The following is a 16,461-nucleotide window of genomic DNA, read 5'->3' as shown; positions in this document are numbered from 1 at the left end:
ATGGAAGCTGATGTGAATACCCATATAGAAGCTGATATAAAATCTAATATGAAAGTTAAGCGAGACTTTACAGGCGTTGTGCTTGCTGGTGGTAAGTCATCAAGAATGGGCACAGACAAAGCCGATTTAGTTTTAAAAAATAAAACGTTATTGCACAATGCGTGTGATTTATTAAAAGACGCAGGTGCTAAAAACATACTAATAAGCCGCAATATTATAAATCCGCTCAAGTCATCGAGCCATTATTCACCGAGTGATTATCCCTCAGAAAAGTACGTTAAAGATATATACCCAAATAGTGGACCCCTTGGCGGTATTTACTCAACATTAATAGCCACTGAGCACGACTTACTTATTACTGCGGTAGATATGCCTCTACTTACGAGTAGTTTGTTAAGCACAATAGTGCTGGCTTCCCAGTCAAATAACGTACAAAGTGTGAGCAATCAATTAAATCAGTCACAAATACATGCTTGGCACTTTGAAAATGAACCGCTACCGCTGTATATTCGTAATACAAGCAGTGTAAAAAATCATTTAAAACACATACTCACAAACGCAAACAGTCATAAATCAATAAAACAGTTTACCCAAAGCATTGGTGTGCAAACGCTTTTATGTAATAAAGCGCATGCATTAATAAACACCAATACACCGGCGCAATTTAAAGCTGTAAATGAGCATTTTGACCTAAGCATTAACCAATTGAGAAGAACATTATGAGCCACACAAGCGAGTCACAAATACCTTTAAACATTGCCGTACTTACCGTAAGCGACACGCGCGATGCGATTACCGATACTTCTGGTCATTACTTAATTAAAGCGCTAACTGAGGCGGGTCATCACTTAGCGGATAAAGAAATTGTAAAAGATGATGTGTACCAAATGCGCGCTATTGCATCGCAGTGGATAGCCGACGACACCATTCACGCTATTTTAGTGACTGGTGGTACAGGATTTACCGAACGTGATTCAACACCTGAGGCATTTGCGCCGCTGTTTGATAAAAGCGTAGACGGCTTTGGTGAGCTATTTAGACATATATCGTACGGTGAAATTGGTAACTCAACTATTCAATCTCGTGCACTTGCGGGACTTGCTAACAACACCGTTATTTTTTGTATGCCAGGCTCTACAGGCGCATGTAAAACAGCGTGGACAGGCATTATAAAAGATCAACTTAACTCAATGCATAAACCGTGTAACTTTGTACCGCATATTACCATTGGTAAAAAGTGTGAATCGCGTGAGCAATAGTATGTTAAGCCACGTTGACGAAAACGGCCAAGCTAATATGGTTGATGTATCGCTCAAAGACGTAACCCTGCGCGATGCCTCAGCTGAAGCATTTATTAGCATGAGCAAGCTTGCCTTTGAACAAGTAATGCTTAATCAAAACAAAAAGGGCGATGTGTTAGGCGTGGCCCGTATTGCGGGTATTCAAGGCGCTAAAAAGTGTGCTGATTTAATCCCGCTTTGTCATCCGCTTGCACTTACTAAAGTAGCTGTTGATTTTGAACTTGATGAAGCAAACAGCCAAATTAAAATAACCAGCTACTGCAAACTTGCCGGTAAAACTGGCGTAGAAATGGAAGCGTTAACAGCGGTATCTGTGGCTAGCCTTACTTTGTTTGATATGTGTAAAGCAGCCGACCCACTAATGGAAATTAGCGGCATGCGCGTTACTCAAAAAGCTGGGGGCAAAAATGGCAGTTGGCAGCGAGATTAATCCAAACGATGCTATATCTAGCGCCCAAAAAGTAGAGTTATTGTTTTTTGGGCAACTAAAAGAGCGATTAAAGTGCAGTAAATTAAGCCTTGAGATTACGCAGCCGCTTACTATTTCAGAGCTTAAATTAAGATTAGTTAGCCAATACCCGCATTGGCAACCGTGGCTGGAGGAGCGTGAGCTACTTGCAGCGCTTAACCAAACTATGTCATCAAGCGACGAAATAGTGAAAGCAGGGGATGAGCTTGCCTTTTTCCCGCCGGTTACAGGTGGCTAATGAGCATACATATTCAAGTACAAACCGATGATTTTAATGTAGGTAACGAGCACAATACGCTTTGTAGTAATAATAAAAGCGATGGTGCTGTTGTCACCTTTACAGGTTTGGTAAGAGAGTTCAGCAGTGGCGATAACGTTATTGCACTTGAGCTTGAACACTACCCTGGTATGACCGAGCAACTGCTTCAATCTATTGCAGAGCAAGCACAAACTCGCTGGCAACTGGCGAGAATATGCATTATTCATCGCGTTGGTTACTTAGCACTTGGCGAGCAAATTGTATTTGTAGGCGTGACCAGCCGCCATCGCCAAGCCGCGTTCGAAGGCGCACAATTTATAATGGATTATTTAAAAAACCACGCCACGTTTTGGAAAAAAGAGCACTTTAAAGACTCATCAAATTGGGTTGAGTTTAAACAAAGTGACAAACAAGCGCTGGGCAAGTGGGAAGAGTGATACAGATATTTAATTATTTACGTTCAGTAAAGGCTTTATAGCTCGATAATAAATAACTTATGTAACTCTCAGTTTGCGTGTGAAGTCTGCGTTTTTCGTGTTATAAATCAGCAATATTAGATTGTTAGCTCGACCCAAGTCTGGAAGACATATGCGCACATCAAAAATGTTATATTTTACAATATTATTACTTGTTCTACTTTCAGCTTTTCTTGCTGTATGGGTATATGATTTAAAAGAAGGTAAAGATTTACTAAGCTTTACCATATCAACAGTAAGCTTTTGTATAGCCGTATTAGCTTTATTTATTACTGTTAGAACATATACATCAATTGATAGTGTAAATAATATTAGCAAAATGGAAGGTAACATTTTAGATAATGAAAATTACGTAACCTCACTTCCAGAGTTGATTAACCAGTTTAAGTCCCAAGATGAAAATACACTAGAGAAAGAAATTTTTGACTCTATTGAGCATAAACTAAAAAAAGAGTCAGAAACCGCCGTTCTTTTTGCCGATACCCTGCAATATATAATTGACCTAATTGTTTTATTTCCAGCTGTTTTTAATGCATCAGAAACTAACAAAGTGCTTTATAAAAAGCGTATGGATACAATTTTGTCAGAAGTTGATAGGCGCTGTGAAATATTGCACTCGGTGAGTAAAGGTAATTCAATTCAAATAACGGAAACGATAAAGCTATTTAAAGCTGTTGTGTCTTACCAAAGTTTTGTGGCTGATGATAATTTTAATATTCATGCAGACTTACTTCATGTCAGAGGTCCAATTCTTCGTAATCCAGTTACAAAAACCATTTACCACAATTACCTAGGTTTGTATTACAACAAAAAAGGCATGCATTTGCTGCGAGAGTCGCTAAATATGAACTCTGTAGATATTTTGTCTATTGATGGTTTAGAATTGGCTCAAAAAAATATTAACACTATAGAACCATCAATACTTGAAGAAGTAAGTATGTATCTTAAATCTGCCGCTGAGCAGTTTGATAAAGCACTTAAAGTATCTAGCGAAGATGTTATGTGGCCTGGTTTTATTAATTACAATAAAGCACGTACGGTATATTTTTTAGCTTTACTATCAAATAGCGAACTTAATTGGTTAGATATTCTCGACGAAGCAATAGAGTCTCGCAGCAGGTTAAACCGACTAATTGACGAAATTTTAATGATAGACAGATCAAAACCAGCCAATATTGTTAGCACACATTTAAGAGAATTTTTTCTGCATCAAGAAGAGTTAGCACGTACAGTAAAATTGAACATTTTACTGTCGAATAATTTAACCAGACAAAATAATGCGCCTATTTTATATAAAGGGGTTAATATCTCTGATATATCAAATGAAAAACTAACTGGCTTATTTGTATCAATACAAAAGTTTTCTACAGTTAGTACTTACCAAGAAAAAATCATAAGTCGACTCAAGAATAACCTCGCGATGACAAGCTAATAGAGATTTAGCGAGAAAGTAGGAGGATATACTATTTTTAGACTCTTATTTTTACGGCTTTGCGCATAATAAAAAAGCCACTTACCTACGCATGAAAAGTCATAGCAAGAATAAATGGCTCTATTAAAATGTTTTTGGACTGAGCTTACTTTATTACACTTTTCCAATGCTCAAATCAGGTATTAAATTGAGCTTGTTATGGATAGCATGATGGATGAAAGATAACTTAGTTCGCACTGCTTGAGTTAATACAAATGGGTAGGCATCGGCAAGTCCCATGCTGCGATTTAGCGAATTTAGAATGATCGAAAATTCCATCCAAGTATCTAAAATAGCATCAATCGATGTTTGTGAATTAAAGTAATAAGCACTTTGTGGCAATCGAAGCTCGTCTGCTTCGTCTAGCTCAAATTCATTGCCAGTTGTAGAGCCGGTAATTGAGAAGTTTTTAGCCGTTTCAAGCGTATCGATAATGTGCATGTAATGCGCCCATGTTTCTGCCCAGTCTTCATAAGGGTGCATGGTAGCGTATTCACTAATAAAGGTTTCATGCCAGTTAGCAGGAGCGCCTTGTTTGTAATGAGTATCGAGCGCTTGTTGATAATCTAATTCATCATCACCAAAATATTGCTTACATAAAGCATGTTTTTTTGGTGAATTTGCGATTAGTTGATCAAAATAATAATGACCAAGTTCATGGCGAAAATGACCAAGTAAAGTACGGTAACGCTCACCCATCGCTATTTTAGCTTGAGAGCGTGCTACGTCGTCTGCCTCGGCTAGATTTATAGTGATATGGCCACAGTCGTGTCCTGTAAATACAACGTCTTGACCTATAATTGGGCTTACAAAGTGATCGCTCACGTTACGGTCAGTTATGAAGTCGAAGCTTAATCCGCTTTCAGGTTCTTGAATAATAGTATTTAAGGGGAGCGATAACGATTTTAGAGTATATAAAGCGCGACGCTTCGCCGTTTCCATTTTTTTCCACAATGGAATATGCCCGATAATGCTTAAATCGGGCACCGTTTCATTAAAGCGGCATGAAAAACACAGCACTTCGTCTTTATCGGCAACGGGTATAAATGTATCTAAATTAACCATACCATTACAAACGTGGTACTGAGCATTGTTATCACATTTTTTATAAAAAACGTCAGGCGCTTCTGCTTTGTAAAATAGACCCGATTGTTCATCAATTTCATAGGGTTCAACTTGATCGAACTCATCATCTATACCAACGGTTCTGCCACAAGCCAAACAATGGCTGCTTTCAAAAAATAAAATAAGTTGTTCTGTGCAATTACATTTAAATGTTTTCATATGTTACCGAATAAAAAAGAGACCGTATAAACCACTTTTATTGAGCGTTATGCTATTGGAGGATAGTGGTTAAATCCTTTTTAAAAGTTCAGACTTTTTAATATTAAATTCATCATCACTCAACGCATTTGAATCGCGTAGTTGTGCTAACTTTTCAATAATTTGAAGTGTTTCGTCTACCGAGTATTGCCCCGTTGTATTATTAACAGGTGCTTCAATTTGGCTAGGCGTTAATGATGCAAAATTGGGCTGCGTTACTTGCTGTGTAAAGTCTTTTTGTGGTTCTGGAGTCGTTGGCGCTTGCCCTGAAAGTAATGGCAGGGTATTTACATTAATCGTCCCCCACTGACTGTTAAATGTAAGAGAGGTATTATTGCCTTGCTGTTGGCTTACACCACCAATATTATGATCTAAAGTGTCGTATACGCTCACTTGCCCATTTAATTCAACGGCTAAGCGATTAGGGAATATAGCGTAACGAATATTATTTTGTGCACCACTGCTAAACGGGCTGCCTAGATTACCTGGCCACCACTGATTGCTACCAGGCGTTCCTGCAGGAATAACCGGAAATATTTGGTTATTGCTCAATATATTAGCAAGTTCGTTGCACAAGTTATCAACGGTTGATTTTAAGCCGTTGTTAAACATGTCGCCAACCATTGTCATTCCGCCGCGCATCCATTGACCAGAACCACCAAGCTCTGGGCAATTAAACTGTGCCATTGAGCAACCGCCGTTATTAACGCTAACTAACATGTGTATTACTGCATCGTGACTGAGGTTATAACGAGATGCTATACCATTAACTAAGTTTTCACCGACATCTGTTAGCTTTTGCATAAGAGAATATCCTATTAGGTAGATTGGGTTGATTTAAAAAATCTTAAATACGCTAGGGCGTGTTGATTTTTGGGATTGAAATTTGTTCAATATAGGGGCGATTTAATCGCGGCGCGAGGTTTGTAACCTAGTGGGCTAAGTAAAAACCGAGCAACAAAGAGTCAATCGTCCCTAGAAAGAACCCAGGGGCAGCGCATGTTTGGCATTTATGCTGCGTTATCGCCTATGTATGGGGAACAACCACACATCATAGACTCTGCCTTGCTTAAATACCAAACATACTGCTGCAAATTCAACCACCAAAGAACAACACGCCCTAGTGCTGCATTACCTTTAGCTTTGATGATAATGAAAAATTAACAGGTTAGTGAGATGTGCTGGTCTTTCAAATTGGACGAGTTCTGTTTTGTCTGAAATGAAAACACACCACTGCAAAGCTAATCTTTAAAGTAAGCATCTATGTATTAAAAGTTGCTTGTTTTATCTCATAGAGATTGTTAGTTTTGCTGTAACGTAAGCGGTTAAAAATCGATCTAGTATAGCACCGTTACTTACTTTAACAGCAGCTTTATCGTGAACTATTTCTTACTATTTAATAATTACTTTGAATGATTTTTAAACTCTAAATAAATCCTTTTAATTATATCAGTTTAGCGGTATAAATAACGCAGTGAGTATTTTAAAAAATCTAAATATATTTGTTTTATTTCAATATTTTAAATTAACAGGATTTAATTGTAAGTTATTTTGAAGCTCTATTTTGGTGCGTTTTCTGCACCATTAATAATCTAAAATCGATGGTCTAAATCACACTAAGTTTACTATTTATTGAATTGGTGTGTTTTTCCTATTAATTAGGTCAAAACCTTTATGCATAACGTTGCTTTGTGCAATAGCCGCGAGTGGATGAACAGTACTACTTTAGTAAGTTTTTTGGTATAAAAATTGCACAAGCGAGTTAGGTCAAGCAATATTTTTAGCGTTATATTGTGGCCATATATTATTAAAGGGGAATTAATAGATGACAATTACAGTTGGGATTTCGCACCATACTCAGTATAAATACGACCGGTCAGTTAATATGGGACCGCATATATTCCGCTTACGTCCCGCGCCACATAGCCGTACTAAAATTAAAAGCTATTCTTTAAAAATAGTACCAGAAGATCATTATATAAATTGGCAACAAGACCCTTTTGGTAATTACCAAGCAAGGGTGGTTTTTAACAAACCAACCACCGAATTTAGTTTTACGGTCGATTTGGTCGCCGAATTAACGGTTATTAATCCTTTTGATTTCTTTTTAGAAGATTATGCCGAAAACTTCCCATTTGTTTACGATGCTATTTCAAAGTCAGAGCTCGCTCCTTATTTAAAAAAACGCAAAGCCAGTCCAAAATTTAAAGAGTTAATTGAATCTTTAAACCCTAAAGAGCCGCTTAGAAGCGTTGATTTTTTAGTCGCTGTTAATCAAGCTATTTATGAGTTAGTTGGTTATGGCATTCGTTTAGAACCTGGCGTACAAACACCGAACGAAACAATAAGTAAAAAAACAGGTTCGTGTCGTGATTCTGCTTGGTTGTTAGTACAACTGTTTCGTCATTTAGGGTTGGCATCTCGATTTGTATCGGGCTACTTAGTACAGCTAACATCAGATCAAAAATCATTAGATGGTCCAAGTGGTCCAGAAGAAGACTTTACCGATTTGCATGCATGGACCGAAGTGTATATTCCTGGTGCAGGGTGGATAGGGCTTGATCCTACCTCGGGTTTATTTGCCGGTGAAGGGCATATTCCATTGGCATGTACGCCAGAGCCAAGCTCGGCGGCGCCGGTTACAGGCGGTATAGATGACTGTAAATCGGAGTTTAGCTTTTATAATAAAGTAACGCGTGTACACGAAGACCCACGTGTAACTAAGCCATATTCTGAGGCGCAGTGGGCGGCAATTAATCGCTTAGGTCAGCACGTTGACAATGTTTATAATGAAGAAAATATACATTTAACCATGGGTGGCGAGCCTACGTTTATTTCTATTGACGATATGGAACATCCTCAGTGGAATACTGATGCCGATGGCAAAGAAAAAAGAATATTAGCTCAAAATTTATTTGTAGAAATGAATAAAGTATACACAAAAGGTGGCTTTACTCATTACGGACAAGGTAAATGGTATCCGGGTGAGCCATTACCACGTTGGCAATATGCGTGCTATTGGCGCAAAGACGGCGAGCCTTTATGGCAAGATGCCGCACTATTAGCCGATCCTAATAAAGACTATAAATTTGATCATACCGATACTAAAAAGTTTGCTGATAAACTATGTGACTCACTTGGTCTTGAAACCAAGGCACTTACTACAGCTTATGAAGATATTTTATATCACATGTGGCAAGAAGCCTCATTACCTACCGAAATAAAGCCAGATCAGCCGGAGCTTCTCCATGCAATGAGCCGAAAAGGCTTTTTAGCTAAAATGGATAAAGGGATAGAAAAGCCAGTTGGTTATGTTCTCCCTTTAAAATGGAACGATAGCAAAAACTGCTGGCAGTCGTGTACGTGGGAATTTAAACGAGGCAATTGTTTCTTATTACCTGGTGAATCCCCAATGGGGTATCGCTTGCCTTTAGATAGCCTTGAATGGAGCGGCAATATTATTGACCGCGACCCGTTTGATATTCCTGAAAACTTTGGCAAAGCTAAAAAGCTTAAAAAAGGCTTTATTGGCAAAGAAATGGTTAAAACCGCCCTTGTAATGGAAGTGAGAGAGGGGCGTTTATACATATTTATGCCACCAACAAGTCATTTTGAACATTACATGGGTTTAATCAGTAGTATAGAAGGTGTGGCTAAAACACTTAAAATGCCGCTTGTTATTGAAGGCTATAGCCCACCTAAAGATAGTCGCGTAGAAAAATACGCTGTAACGCCAGATCCAGGTGTTATTGAAGTAAATATTCATCCTTCAACATCGTGGGATCAATTAGTCAGTCGAACTACAACGCTATATGGTTTAGCAAAAGAATGCCGATTAGGTACCGATAAGTTTATGGCAGATGGTCGTCATACTGGTACTGGTGGTGGTAACCACGTAACGCTGGGTGGTGAAACACCTGAGCAAAGCCCATTTTTACGCAGACCCGATATTTTAAGAAGTTTTATTACCTATTGGCAGCACCATCCTGGTTTATCGTATTTATTTTCGGGGCTTTTTATTGGTCCTACAAGCCAAGCACCGCGAGTGGATGAAGCCCGTGATGAAGTTTTATACGAGCTAGAAATTGCCTTTTCGCATATGCCCGAAGGTGAGGTGCCTGAACCTTGGTTAGTTGATAGGCTACTTCGTAATTTATTAGTGGATTTAACGGGTAATACGCACAGAGCAGAGTTTTGTATAGATAAGCTTTATTCACCCGACTCAGCCACAGGTCGTTTAGGGATTGTAGAATTTAGAGGCTTTGAAATGCCTCCGCATTCACAAATGAGCTTAGTGCAAATGCTGCTGTTGCGTACTTTACTTGCTTGGTTTTGGAAAAAACCTTACCACAAGCCATTAATACGTTGGGGTACAGAGTTACACGATAAGTTTTTATTGCCACAATATGTAGAAAACGATTTAGCTGAAGTAAGCCGCGATTTACAACAGGCAGGCTTTCAATTTCAGTTAAGTTGGTTAAATCCATTTTTTGAATTTAGATTTCCGGTGTGTGGTACGCGAGAACTTGATAACGTTACACTTGAGCTTAGAACCGCAATCGAGCCTTGGCATGTACTAGGCGAAGAGGCAAGTGCGTCGGGTACGGCGCGCTATGTAGATTCGTCATTAGAAAGAGTACAGATAAAAGTACAAGGAACAATGAGCGACCGCTATGTTGTAACGTGTAATGGTCGAAGAGTGCCGCTTAAATCGGTTAAAGGTAAAGCAAAGGATGAAATGGTCGCGGGTATACGATACCGAGCTTGGCAACCACCTACAGCGCTTCACCCAACTATTGGCGTACATGCACCATTAGTTTTTGATTTAATCGATACGTGGGAAGGACGTTCAGTTGGAGGCTTTGTATATCATGTGAGCCATGCCGGTGGGCGTAATCCTGAAACGCTACCGGTTAATGCATTTGAAGCAGAAGGGCGCAGAGTCGCAAGATTTTGGGAGCATGGGCATACACCGTCTTTACTTGCATCAGCAGAACCAAGCTGGAGCCCATCGGCGGTTACGCATAGTTTTCAGTCGGCGCAAAGCGCAAGTGAATACGTAGTACCTGATGAAGAAAGTAGTAACCCTGATTATCCAAATACCTTGGATTTACGCAGGCAGCCTAACTTTAAATAATAATTGATAGTTGTGTCATTCCACTTTGAAATTATTTAAAGTGGAATGACTAAATATTTTTAAAGCATCATTATGAACACGGCTATTTACTATAAATTGGAGCACTTTCAGCTTGTATATTAACAATAACGCGATGCCGGAATTGCCTGAGTGGTTGTCTTTATACCTTGATAAATCACATGGACATGATGAATTAGCAAACCACAGTGGTTTAAACCCAGAACATTGGGATACTTTATTTAAGCGTTTAGCTAGCCTAACAGCAGATGATGTTAGTAGCCGCGCTACAGAAATTAGCCAATTACTACAAAATGGCAATATTAAAAATGAAAGCAATAAGCAATGGCACTTCGACCCGTTGCCGTTTATGTTATCAAAAGCTGATTGGACGTTGCTTGAAGAGGGAATAAAACAAAGAACCCTTTTATTAAATAAAATTCAGCAAGATATTTACGGTGATCAAACTCTTTTAGTTGATGGTCACATTCCTGCAAAGCAGCTTTTTCAAGACCCTAATTACTTACGCGAAGGTTTTAGTTTACCTAGTAACGAATTAACACTTTTTTTTACTGCATTAGATGTTTACCGCACGCCTACAGGCGAATTTAAAGTATTAAGCGATCATTGTCAGTGCCCGTTAGGCTTAGGGCTATTAATTAAAAGCCGTATTATTGCAAGGCGTGTAATGGCTGAAGAATTTGCAGAATGTAATGTTCAGCAAATTAAAGAATTTCTAAATCTATTCCAAGAGGGTATTAATGAATATACCCACTATATGGATGACCCACGAATTGTAATTTTAACCCAAGGAATTGATGACCCTAACTACAACGAGCATGCATTTCTATCTACCTACTTTGGTTATACATTAGTACAAAGCGCTGACTTAACCGTGCGTGGTGGTGACGTTTGTTTAAAATCGTTACAAGGTTTGGGTAAGATTAATGTCATTTTACGCTGGGTTTCTGATCGTTGTATTGATTCTTTAGAGCAAACTGAATATTCACTTCATGGTATTCCGGGCTTATTACAATCGGTACGACAAGGGTCGGTTAAGGTTTTGAACCCGTTTGGTAGTGGTGTGCTCTCGTCACCTTCAATAAAGTGCAACTTAGAAAAGTTATCGCAGCAGATTTTAAAACAGCCGCTGTTGTTGGGTGAGCCAAATTACTTAAATGTAAAAGAAGCGCAAGCCGTTGATTGGAATAACCTCGAACTACTATCAGCTATAGACCCTACACTCAAGTTAGATGGAGTGTTGGACGAGCAAGAAATAAAGCTACTTATTAGCAAAGAACCCGATAATTACTTTTTCCAAGAAAAGCCTTCTTTTAGCAGTGCACCATTTTGGCATGACGGGCAATTAATCTCCAAGCCAGTGGTGTTTAGGTGTTATGCATTAACCACAGAAAATGGTGTAGAAGTACTTCCTTCAGCACTGTGCTTTTCAAACGAAAAAAGTAACAACCCAAGAGTATCTGGTTGGATCAAAGATACATGGATAAATACAGCCGATAGAGTTGATTTAGGCGAGCATAATCCACCGGTACCCATTAGAAAAAGAATGGATGTAACGCTACTCGAAGGGGTTATTTCGAGCCGCACGGCTGAGCATCTTTTTTGGTTAGGTCGATACTTAGAGCGCTGCGAAAACACCATCCGTATTTTGCGTATTTTTATAGACAAGTACACCGAGTTTTCTGTTTACCCAGATTCAATACGAAAAAGTATAGTTGCACGGCTTTCAAATGCTATTAAGTCGCAATATATTGTTTATCCATATGTAGAACCTGATTTAAAACTAGATGGCATTGATGTAAATCTGTCGAAAGAAACCGCTTTTCAACTGCTTGCAGACGAGCAATGCGCTGGCAGTATTATTAATACATTAAAATATATTGCGAATGCGTCGGTGCAAATTCAAGAATTACTGTCCCATGATAGTCGCCGAATAATTGATGATATTAGTGAGCAAATTAAGATATTTAAAAATGTAAATATTAATATTCCAACGCGTGCAATGCAAAGCAGCCTAGATAGAGTTATAGGCTCTATTATGGCTTTTAATGGCTCAATCACAGATTGTATGCCAAATAGTAACGGCTGGTTTTTACTCGAAATGGGTAGACGAGTAGAGCGTAGCTTACAAATTACATCACTAAGTACTGCTTTATTAACCAAAGAGTTAGACGAGCCCGAAGAGCTAGGCTTACTTGAGGCTGTGCTTAGCTGCCAAGTTAGTTTAGTTACCCATAAGCGCCGATACAGAATGTATCAAACCATTGGTACAGGGCTTGAGTTATTACTTTTAGATGCAGAATACCCACGTTCTTTATTATTTCAGTTAGAGGAAATTAATAAGTTGTGTAAGCATTTACCCACAAAGCGTAGACAAGGTGTAATTGCGGCACACGAAAAAGCAATTTTACTATCTAAAACAAGTTGTTATGTAACCGAAAAAGATTACCTACAAAAAAGTGAAAATGGACAACGTAACCAGTTAATCGAATTTAACCATAATACGCGTATGAACTTAGATACATTTTGTGATGTATTATTACTACAGTATTTTTCTCATACCCAAACGGCAAATAAATTGAACTGGACTAATATTGAGCAAGCTCAATCGTGAAATATAAAATTAAGCATTCAACTACTTACAACTATTCTGACTTTGTGAGTTTGTGTCAAAACCAAGCGCGATTAACGCCAAAAACAAATCGTGGGCAAATATGCCACAGTAGTCGTGTAGAAATAGAACCTACACCGACTTACTTACAAACATTTACTGATTATTTTAATAATCAAGTAACAGCGTTTGAAATAGCAATACAGCATAAAAAACTTAAAGTTACGATGATCAGCGAGGTAGAACTGTTAGTCGGCGCTAATAGCAATTTAGAGAGCGTTGATATTGCTTGGCGAAAAGTACGTGATTTATTGGTTAAACCAAATACAGCGGAATTATTAAAAACGTCTGAATTTGTACTACCTTCACAGCTTATTCCAATAGATATAGGGATTAAGGAATACGCATTGATTTCGTTTGATGCACACAAAAATATAATTTCTGCATGCAAAGATTTAATGGCACGAATTTTTCATGAATTTCATTATGATCCTGGTTTTACAACGATTAGTACGCCTCTAAGTACTGTTTTTGCACAAAAAAGGGGCGTTTGCCAAGACTTTGCACACTTTGCGCTTGCATGCATACGCAGTGTGGGATTAGCGGGTCGATACGTTAGTGGGTACATAGAAACCATGCCGCCAGAAGGCGAAGAAAAGCTAGAAGGTGCTGATGCAACTCATGCATGGTTTGCGGTATTTGTGCCAAACTTTGGTTGGGTTGATTTTGATCCTACAAATAATGTTTTACCACGCGATCAGCATATTACTCTAGCCGTAGGGCGAGACTTTTCTGACGTAACTCCTTTAAAAGGAGTGGTATTTGGTGGCGGTAGTCAATTGCTGGATGTAGCGGTTGATATGATTCGAATGGAATAGGCAGTTTAACTACGTCATATATTATGATGGATAAGGTGAAAGAGTGTATGAAAATTGATTGGAAAGCGTACCAAACAAATGGTTTCTTTGATGAATTAATTGATGCACAAGGAAACGTTAGATCGCATGGTAAACAATTAGCACAATTTTTTGCTAATTTATCAGCAGAAGAATTAGTAAAGGCCAGAGCGGTTGCTGATTTAGCAATTAAAGAAATGGGTATTACCTTCACGGTTTACAACGAAGGTAATATGATTGATAGAGCCTGGCCATTTGATATTATTCCGCGAACTATTGGTAAAAAAGAATGGCAAAGCGTAGAGGTTGGTTTAAAGCAACGTGTTGAAGCGCTTAACCTTTTTATAGATGATTTATACCACGACCAAAAAATAATAAAAGATGGTGTTTTTCCAAAAGGGTTGCTAGAAAAATCAGTTAACTTTCGTCAGCAATGCGTGGGTATAAACCCGCCAAATAAGATATGGGCGCATATTTGTGGCTCAGATTTAGTACGCGATGGTAGTGGTACTATGTATGTGCTTGAGGATAACCTGCGTGTTCCTTCTGGTGTATCTTATATGCTTGAAAATCGCTCTGTAATGAAGCGTGTATTCCCTGAATTATTTGAGCAAGTGTCGATTTTACCTGTTGATGATTACCCCTCACAATTATTTGATATGCTAGCGGCAATGTCGCCTCGTCCACAAGATAAACCAGAAGTTGTGGTACTTACGCCAGGGGTATTTAACTCCGCTTATTTTGAACATTGTTATCTTGCCCAAGAAATGGGTTGCGAACTGGTAGAAGGACGGGACTTAGTTGTTGAAAAAGATGATTGTGTATACATGAGAACAATCACAGGGCTACAACGAGTTGATGTTATTTATCGCCGTATTGATGATTTATTTTTAGACCCAGAAGTCTTTTTACCTGACTCTCAACTGGGCGTTCCAGGTTTAATGCGCGCTTGGTCTAAAGGTAATGTCGCTTTGGTTAATGCACCAGGTGCAGGCGTTGCTGATGACAAAGTAGTTTACGCCTATGTACCTGAGATGATTAAGTACTACTTAGGCGAGGAAGCTAAACTTGCTAATGTCCCAACGTTCAAATGTTTGGACCCGAAAGAATGCGACCATGTTATTAAAAACATTGATAAGCTTGTTGTTAAACCAGCAAATGAGTCTGGTGGCTACGGGCTATTAATTGGCCCTAAATCAACCAAAAAAGAACAAGAAGCGTGTATTGCTCAAATTAAAGCGGACCCACGAAACTGGGTAGCTCAACCAACATTAGATTTATCAACAGTACCAACATTTGATGGCAATAAACCAGATGGCCGACATACCGATTTAAGACCGTTTATTTTATCATCAGGTAAAGATACGCAAGTTACCACTGGTGGATTAACGCGTGTTGCTATGGTTAAAGGCTCTTTGGTGGTTAATTCATCACAAGGTGGTGGCAGTAAAGATACTTGGATTGTTGACGAAGAGGCTAAATAATATGTTATCAAGAGTAGGCGAAACTTTATATTGGGTATCTCGATACATTGAACGTGCGGAAAATGTAGCTCGTTTAATCAACGTTAACAATTTACTGATGATGGACTTACCCAAAGGCGTATGTACCGGCTGGGAGCCATTAATTGATATTATTGGTGTACGCAAAGCGTATTCAGAAAACCATACTGATTTTTCTGAGCAAAAAGCATTAAGGTATTTACTTGTTGGTAGTGATAATAGCTCGTCAATTTTAAACTCTATCACTTCTGCCAGAGAAAGCGCGCGTACAATTCGTGATGTAATACCGCGAGACGTATGGGAAGAAATAAACTCTCTGTATTATTATGTAAAAGACAATCAAAAAGAAGGGATAACAAAGCGTGGGCGTTTTGAGTATTTAAAAAAGATTATAGATTCAGCCCATCAAATATTTGGGGCGTTAGATGCCACAATTAATCATGATCAGGGCTATGTTTTTATCCGTTTTGGTTCGATTATAGAGCGCGCAGATATGACATCGCGAATTTTAGATATTCGCTCTGCTACGTTAATCACCAGCGAAGAAGAAGTAAAACCGTTTGATAATATTCAGTGGATCAGTTTATTGCGCTCATTAAGTGCTTATCAAATGTATCGCCAAGAAATGGGCGTTAGAGTACAGCGTGCAGATGTAATAGAATTTGTAATGCACAGCAAAGTATTCCCACGATCTATTTTATTTTGTATGAATGAATTAAAAGCATTGGTTTTACCTTTGCCAAACTCAACAGAAATCATTAAATCAATTGATGATGCAATTGTTGAGTTAGAAAGTAAAGACGTACGAGTACTTAAAAACGGTCTGTTGCATGACTTTATCGATGAAATACAAATAGACTTAGCTGGAATACATAACGGACTGGCCGAAACGTATTTTTTAAAACAAGCAGAATAATAAAAACTGTATATTGTGAAATGACTGCTTAGTCTTAAGCGGTCATTTTTTTGCTTAAATTTATTTATAATAATTTTAAAAC

At 38.5% G+C, this 16,461-nt stretch carries 13 protein-coding genes; 11 read left to right on the top strand and 2 right to left on the bottom strand.

Going from position 1 to position 16,461, the window contains the following annotated elements; translation table 11 throughout:
- The 6 genes from I6E80_RS14295 to I6E80_RS14270 all read left to right on the top strand — a co-directional run bounded on the left by I6E80_RS14295 (position 1) and on the right by I6E80_RS14270 (position 3,937).
- Positions 1–723 carry a molybdenum cofactor guanylyltransferase gene (locus I6E80_RS14295; protein ID WP_231616796.1) on the top strand — a complete coding sequence of 241 codons (723 nt, stop codon included), beginning with the start codon at positions 1–3 and terminating at the stop codon, positions 721–723.
- Positions 720–1,259 (top strand): molybdenum cofactor biosynthesis protein B, encoded by a 540-nt coding sequence (moaB, locus tag I6E80_RS14290; protein ID WP_008135434.1) that lies wholly within the window; start codon positions 720–722, stop codon positions 1,257–1,259. Before I6E80_RS14295 ends, moaB begins: the two co-directional genes overlap by 4 nt.
- A 1-nt stretch (position 1,260) precedes the next feature.
- A complete protein-coding gene (gene moaC / locus I6E80_RS14285; RefSeq protein WP_007585237.1) occupies positions 1,261–1,731 on the top strand; it encodes a cyclic pyranopterin monophosphate synthase MoaC in 471 nt (156 codons plus the stop codon).
- The gene (locus tag I6E80_RS14280; protein WP_007585236.1) at positions 1,709–2,008 is read left to right on the top strand and encodes a MoaD/ThiS family protein; all 300 of its coding nucleotides are present in this window, start codon (positions 1,709–1,711) and stop codon (positions 2,006–2,008) included. The genes moaC and I6E80_RS14280 overlap by 23 nt, the downstream gene beginning before the upstream one ends.
- Complete coding sequence (gene moaE, locus I6E80_RS14275; RefSeq protein WP_165734894.1) at positions 2,008–2,466, top strand: molybdopterin synthase catalytic subunit MoaE; 459 nt, start codon at positions 2,008–2,010, stop codon at positions 2,464–2,466. Before I6E80_RS14280 ends, moaE begins: the two co-directional genes overlap by 1 nt.
- Positions 2,467–2,617: 151 nt before the next feature.
- The gene (locus I6E80_RS14270; RefSeq protein ID WP_197185826.1) at positions 2,618–3,937 is read left to right on the top strand and encodes a hypothetical protein; all 1,320 of its coding nucleotides are present in this window, start codon (positions 2,618–2,620) and stop codon (positions 3,935–3,937) included.
- Positions 3,938–4,090: 153 nt separating this feature from the next.
- Here I6E80_RS14270 and I6E80_RS14265 read toward each other — a convergent pair whose 3' ends face one another.
- Together I6E80_RS14265 and I6E80_RS14260 are read right to left on the bottom strand one after the other, a co-directional pair.
- On the bottom strand, positions 4,091–5,260 hold the full coding sequence (locus I6E80_RS14265; protein WP_197185825.1) for a putative zinc-binding metallopeptidase: 1,170 nt from the start codon (positions 5,258–5,260) through the stop codon (positions 4,091–4,093).
- Positions 5,261–5,329: 69 nt separating this feature from the next.
- The gene (locus tag I6E80_RS14260; RefSeq protein WP_076926071.1) at positions 5,330–6,103 is read right to left on the bottom strand and encodes an SHOCT domain-containing protein; all 774 of its coding nucleotides are present in this window, start codon (positions 6,101–6,103) and stop codon (positions 5,330–5,332) included.
- Positions 6,104–7,124: 1,021 nt separating this feature from the next.
- Between I6E80_RS14260 and I6E80_RS14255 the strand changes: the two genes are divergently transcribed.
- The 5 genes from I6E80_RS14255 (at position 7,125) to I6E80_RS14235 (ending at position 16,379) form a co-directional block, all read left to right on the top strand.
- Complete coding sequence (locus I6E80_RS14255; protein WP_197185824.1) at positions 7,125–10,436, top strand: DUF2126 domain-containing protein; 3,312 nt, start codon at positions 7,125–7,127, stop codon at positions 10,434–10,436.
- Positions 10,437–10,548: 112 nt separating this feature from the next.
- Entirely contained in the window at positions 10,549–13,068 is a 2,520-nt protein-coding gene (locus I6E80_RS14250) for a circularly permuted type 2 ATP-grasp protein (protein ID WP_050581850.1), read from the top strand.
- Entirely contained in the window at positions 13,065–13,943 is an 879-nt protein-coding gene (locus I6E80_RS14245; protein ID WP_076926073.1) for a transglutaminase family protein, read from the top strand. The genes I6E80_RS14250 and I6E80_RS14245 overlap by 4 nt, the downstream gene beginning before the upstream one ends.
- A gap of 47 nt (positions 13,944–13,990) precedes the next feature.
- Positions 13,991–15,445 (top strand): circularly permuted type 2 ATP-grasp protein, encoded by a 1,455-nt coding sequence (locus I6E80_RS14240; RefSeq protein WP_197183420.1) that lies wholly within the window; start codon positions 13,991–13,993, stop codon positions 15,443–15,445.
- Between the two features lies 1 nt (position 15,446).
- Positions 15,447–16,379 carry an alpha-E domain-containing protein gene (locus tag I6E80_RS14235; RefSeq protein WP_197185823.1) on the top strand — a complete coding sequence of 311 codons (933 nt, stop codon included), beginning with the start codon at positions 15,447–15,449 and terminating at the stop codon, positions 16,377–16,379.
- The last annotated feature ends 82 nt before the right edge of the window (positions 16,380–16,461 follow it).

This window comes from Pseudoalteromonas sp. NSLLW218 (genome assembly GCF_015864775.1).
In the GTDB taxonomy this organism is placed as follows: domain Bacteria; phylum Pseudomonadota; class Gammaproteobacteria; order Enterobacterales; family Alteromonadaceae; genus Pseudoalteromonas.
This window is presented reverse-complemented; position numbering and strand designations above follow the sequence as displayed.

Coding starts and splice junctions, on each gene's coding strand:
- I6E80_RS14295 (WP_231616796.1), top strand. CDS start 1: ATGGAAGCTGATGTGAATACCCATATAGAAGCTGATATAAAATCTAAT.
- moaB (WP_008135434.1), top strand. CDS start 720: ATGAGCCACACAAGCGAGTCACAAATACCTTTAAACATTGCCGTACTT.
- moaC (WP_007585237.1), top strand. CDS start 1,261: ATGTTAAGCCACGTTGACGAAAACGGCCAAGCTAATATGGTTGATGTA.
- I6E80_RS14280 (WP_007585236.1), top strand. CDS start 1,709: ATGGCAGTTGGCAGCGAGATTAATCCAAACGATGCTATATCTAGCGCC.
- moaE (WP_165734894.1), top strand. CDS start 2,008: ATGAGCATACATATTCAAGTACAAACCGATGATTTTAATGTAGGTAAC.
- I6E80_RS14270 (WP_197185826.1), top strand. CDS start 2,618: ATGCGCACATCAAAAATGTTATATTTTACAATATTATTACTTGTTCTA.
- I6E80_RS14265 (WP_197185825.1), bottom strand. CDS start 5,260: ATGAAAACATTTAAATGTAATTGCACAGAACAACTTATTTTATTTTTT.
- I6E80_RS14260 (WP_076926071.1), bottom strand. CDS start 6,103: ATGCAAAAGCTAACAGATGTCGGTGAAAACTTAGTTAATGGTATAGCA.
- I6E80_RS14255 (WP_197185824.1), top strand. CDS start 7,125: ATGACAATTACAGTTGGGATTTCGCACCATACTCAGTATAAATACGAC.
- I6E80_RS14240 (WP_197183420.1), top strand. CDS start 13,991: ATGAAAATTGATTGGAAAGCGTACCAAACAAATGGTTTCTTTGATGAA.
- I6E80_RS14235 (WP_197185823.1), top strand. CDS start 15,447: ATGTTATCAAGAGTAGGCGAAACTTTATATTGGGTATCTCGATACATT.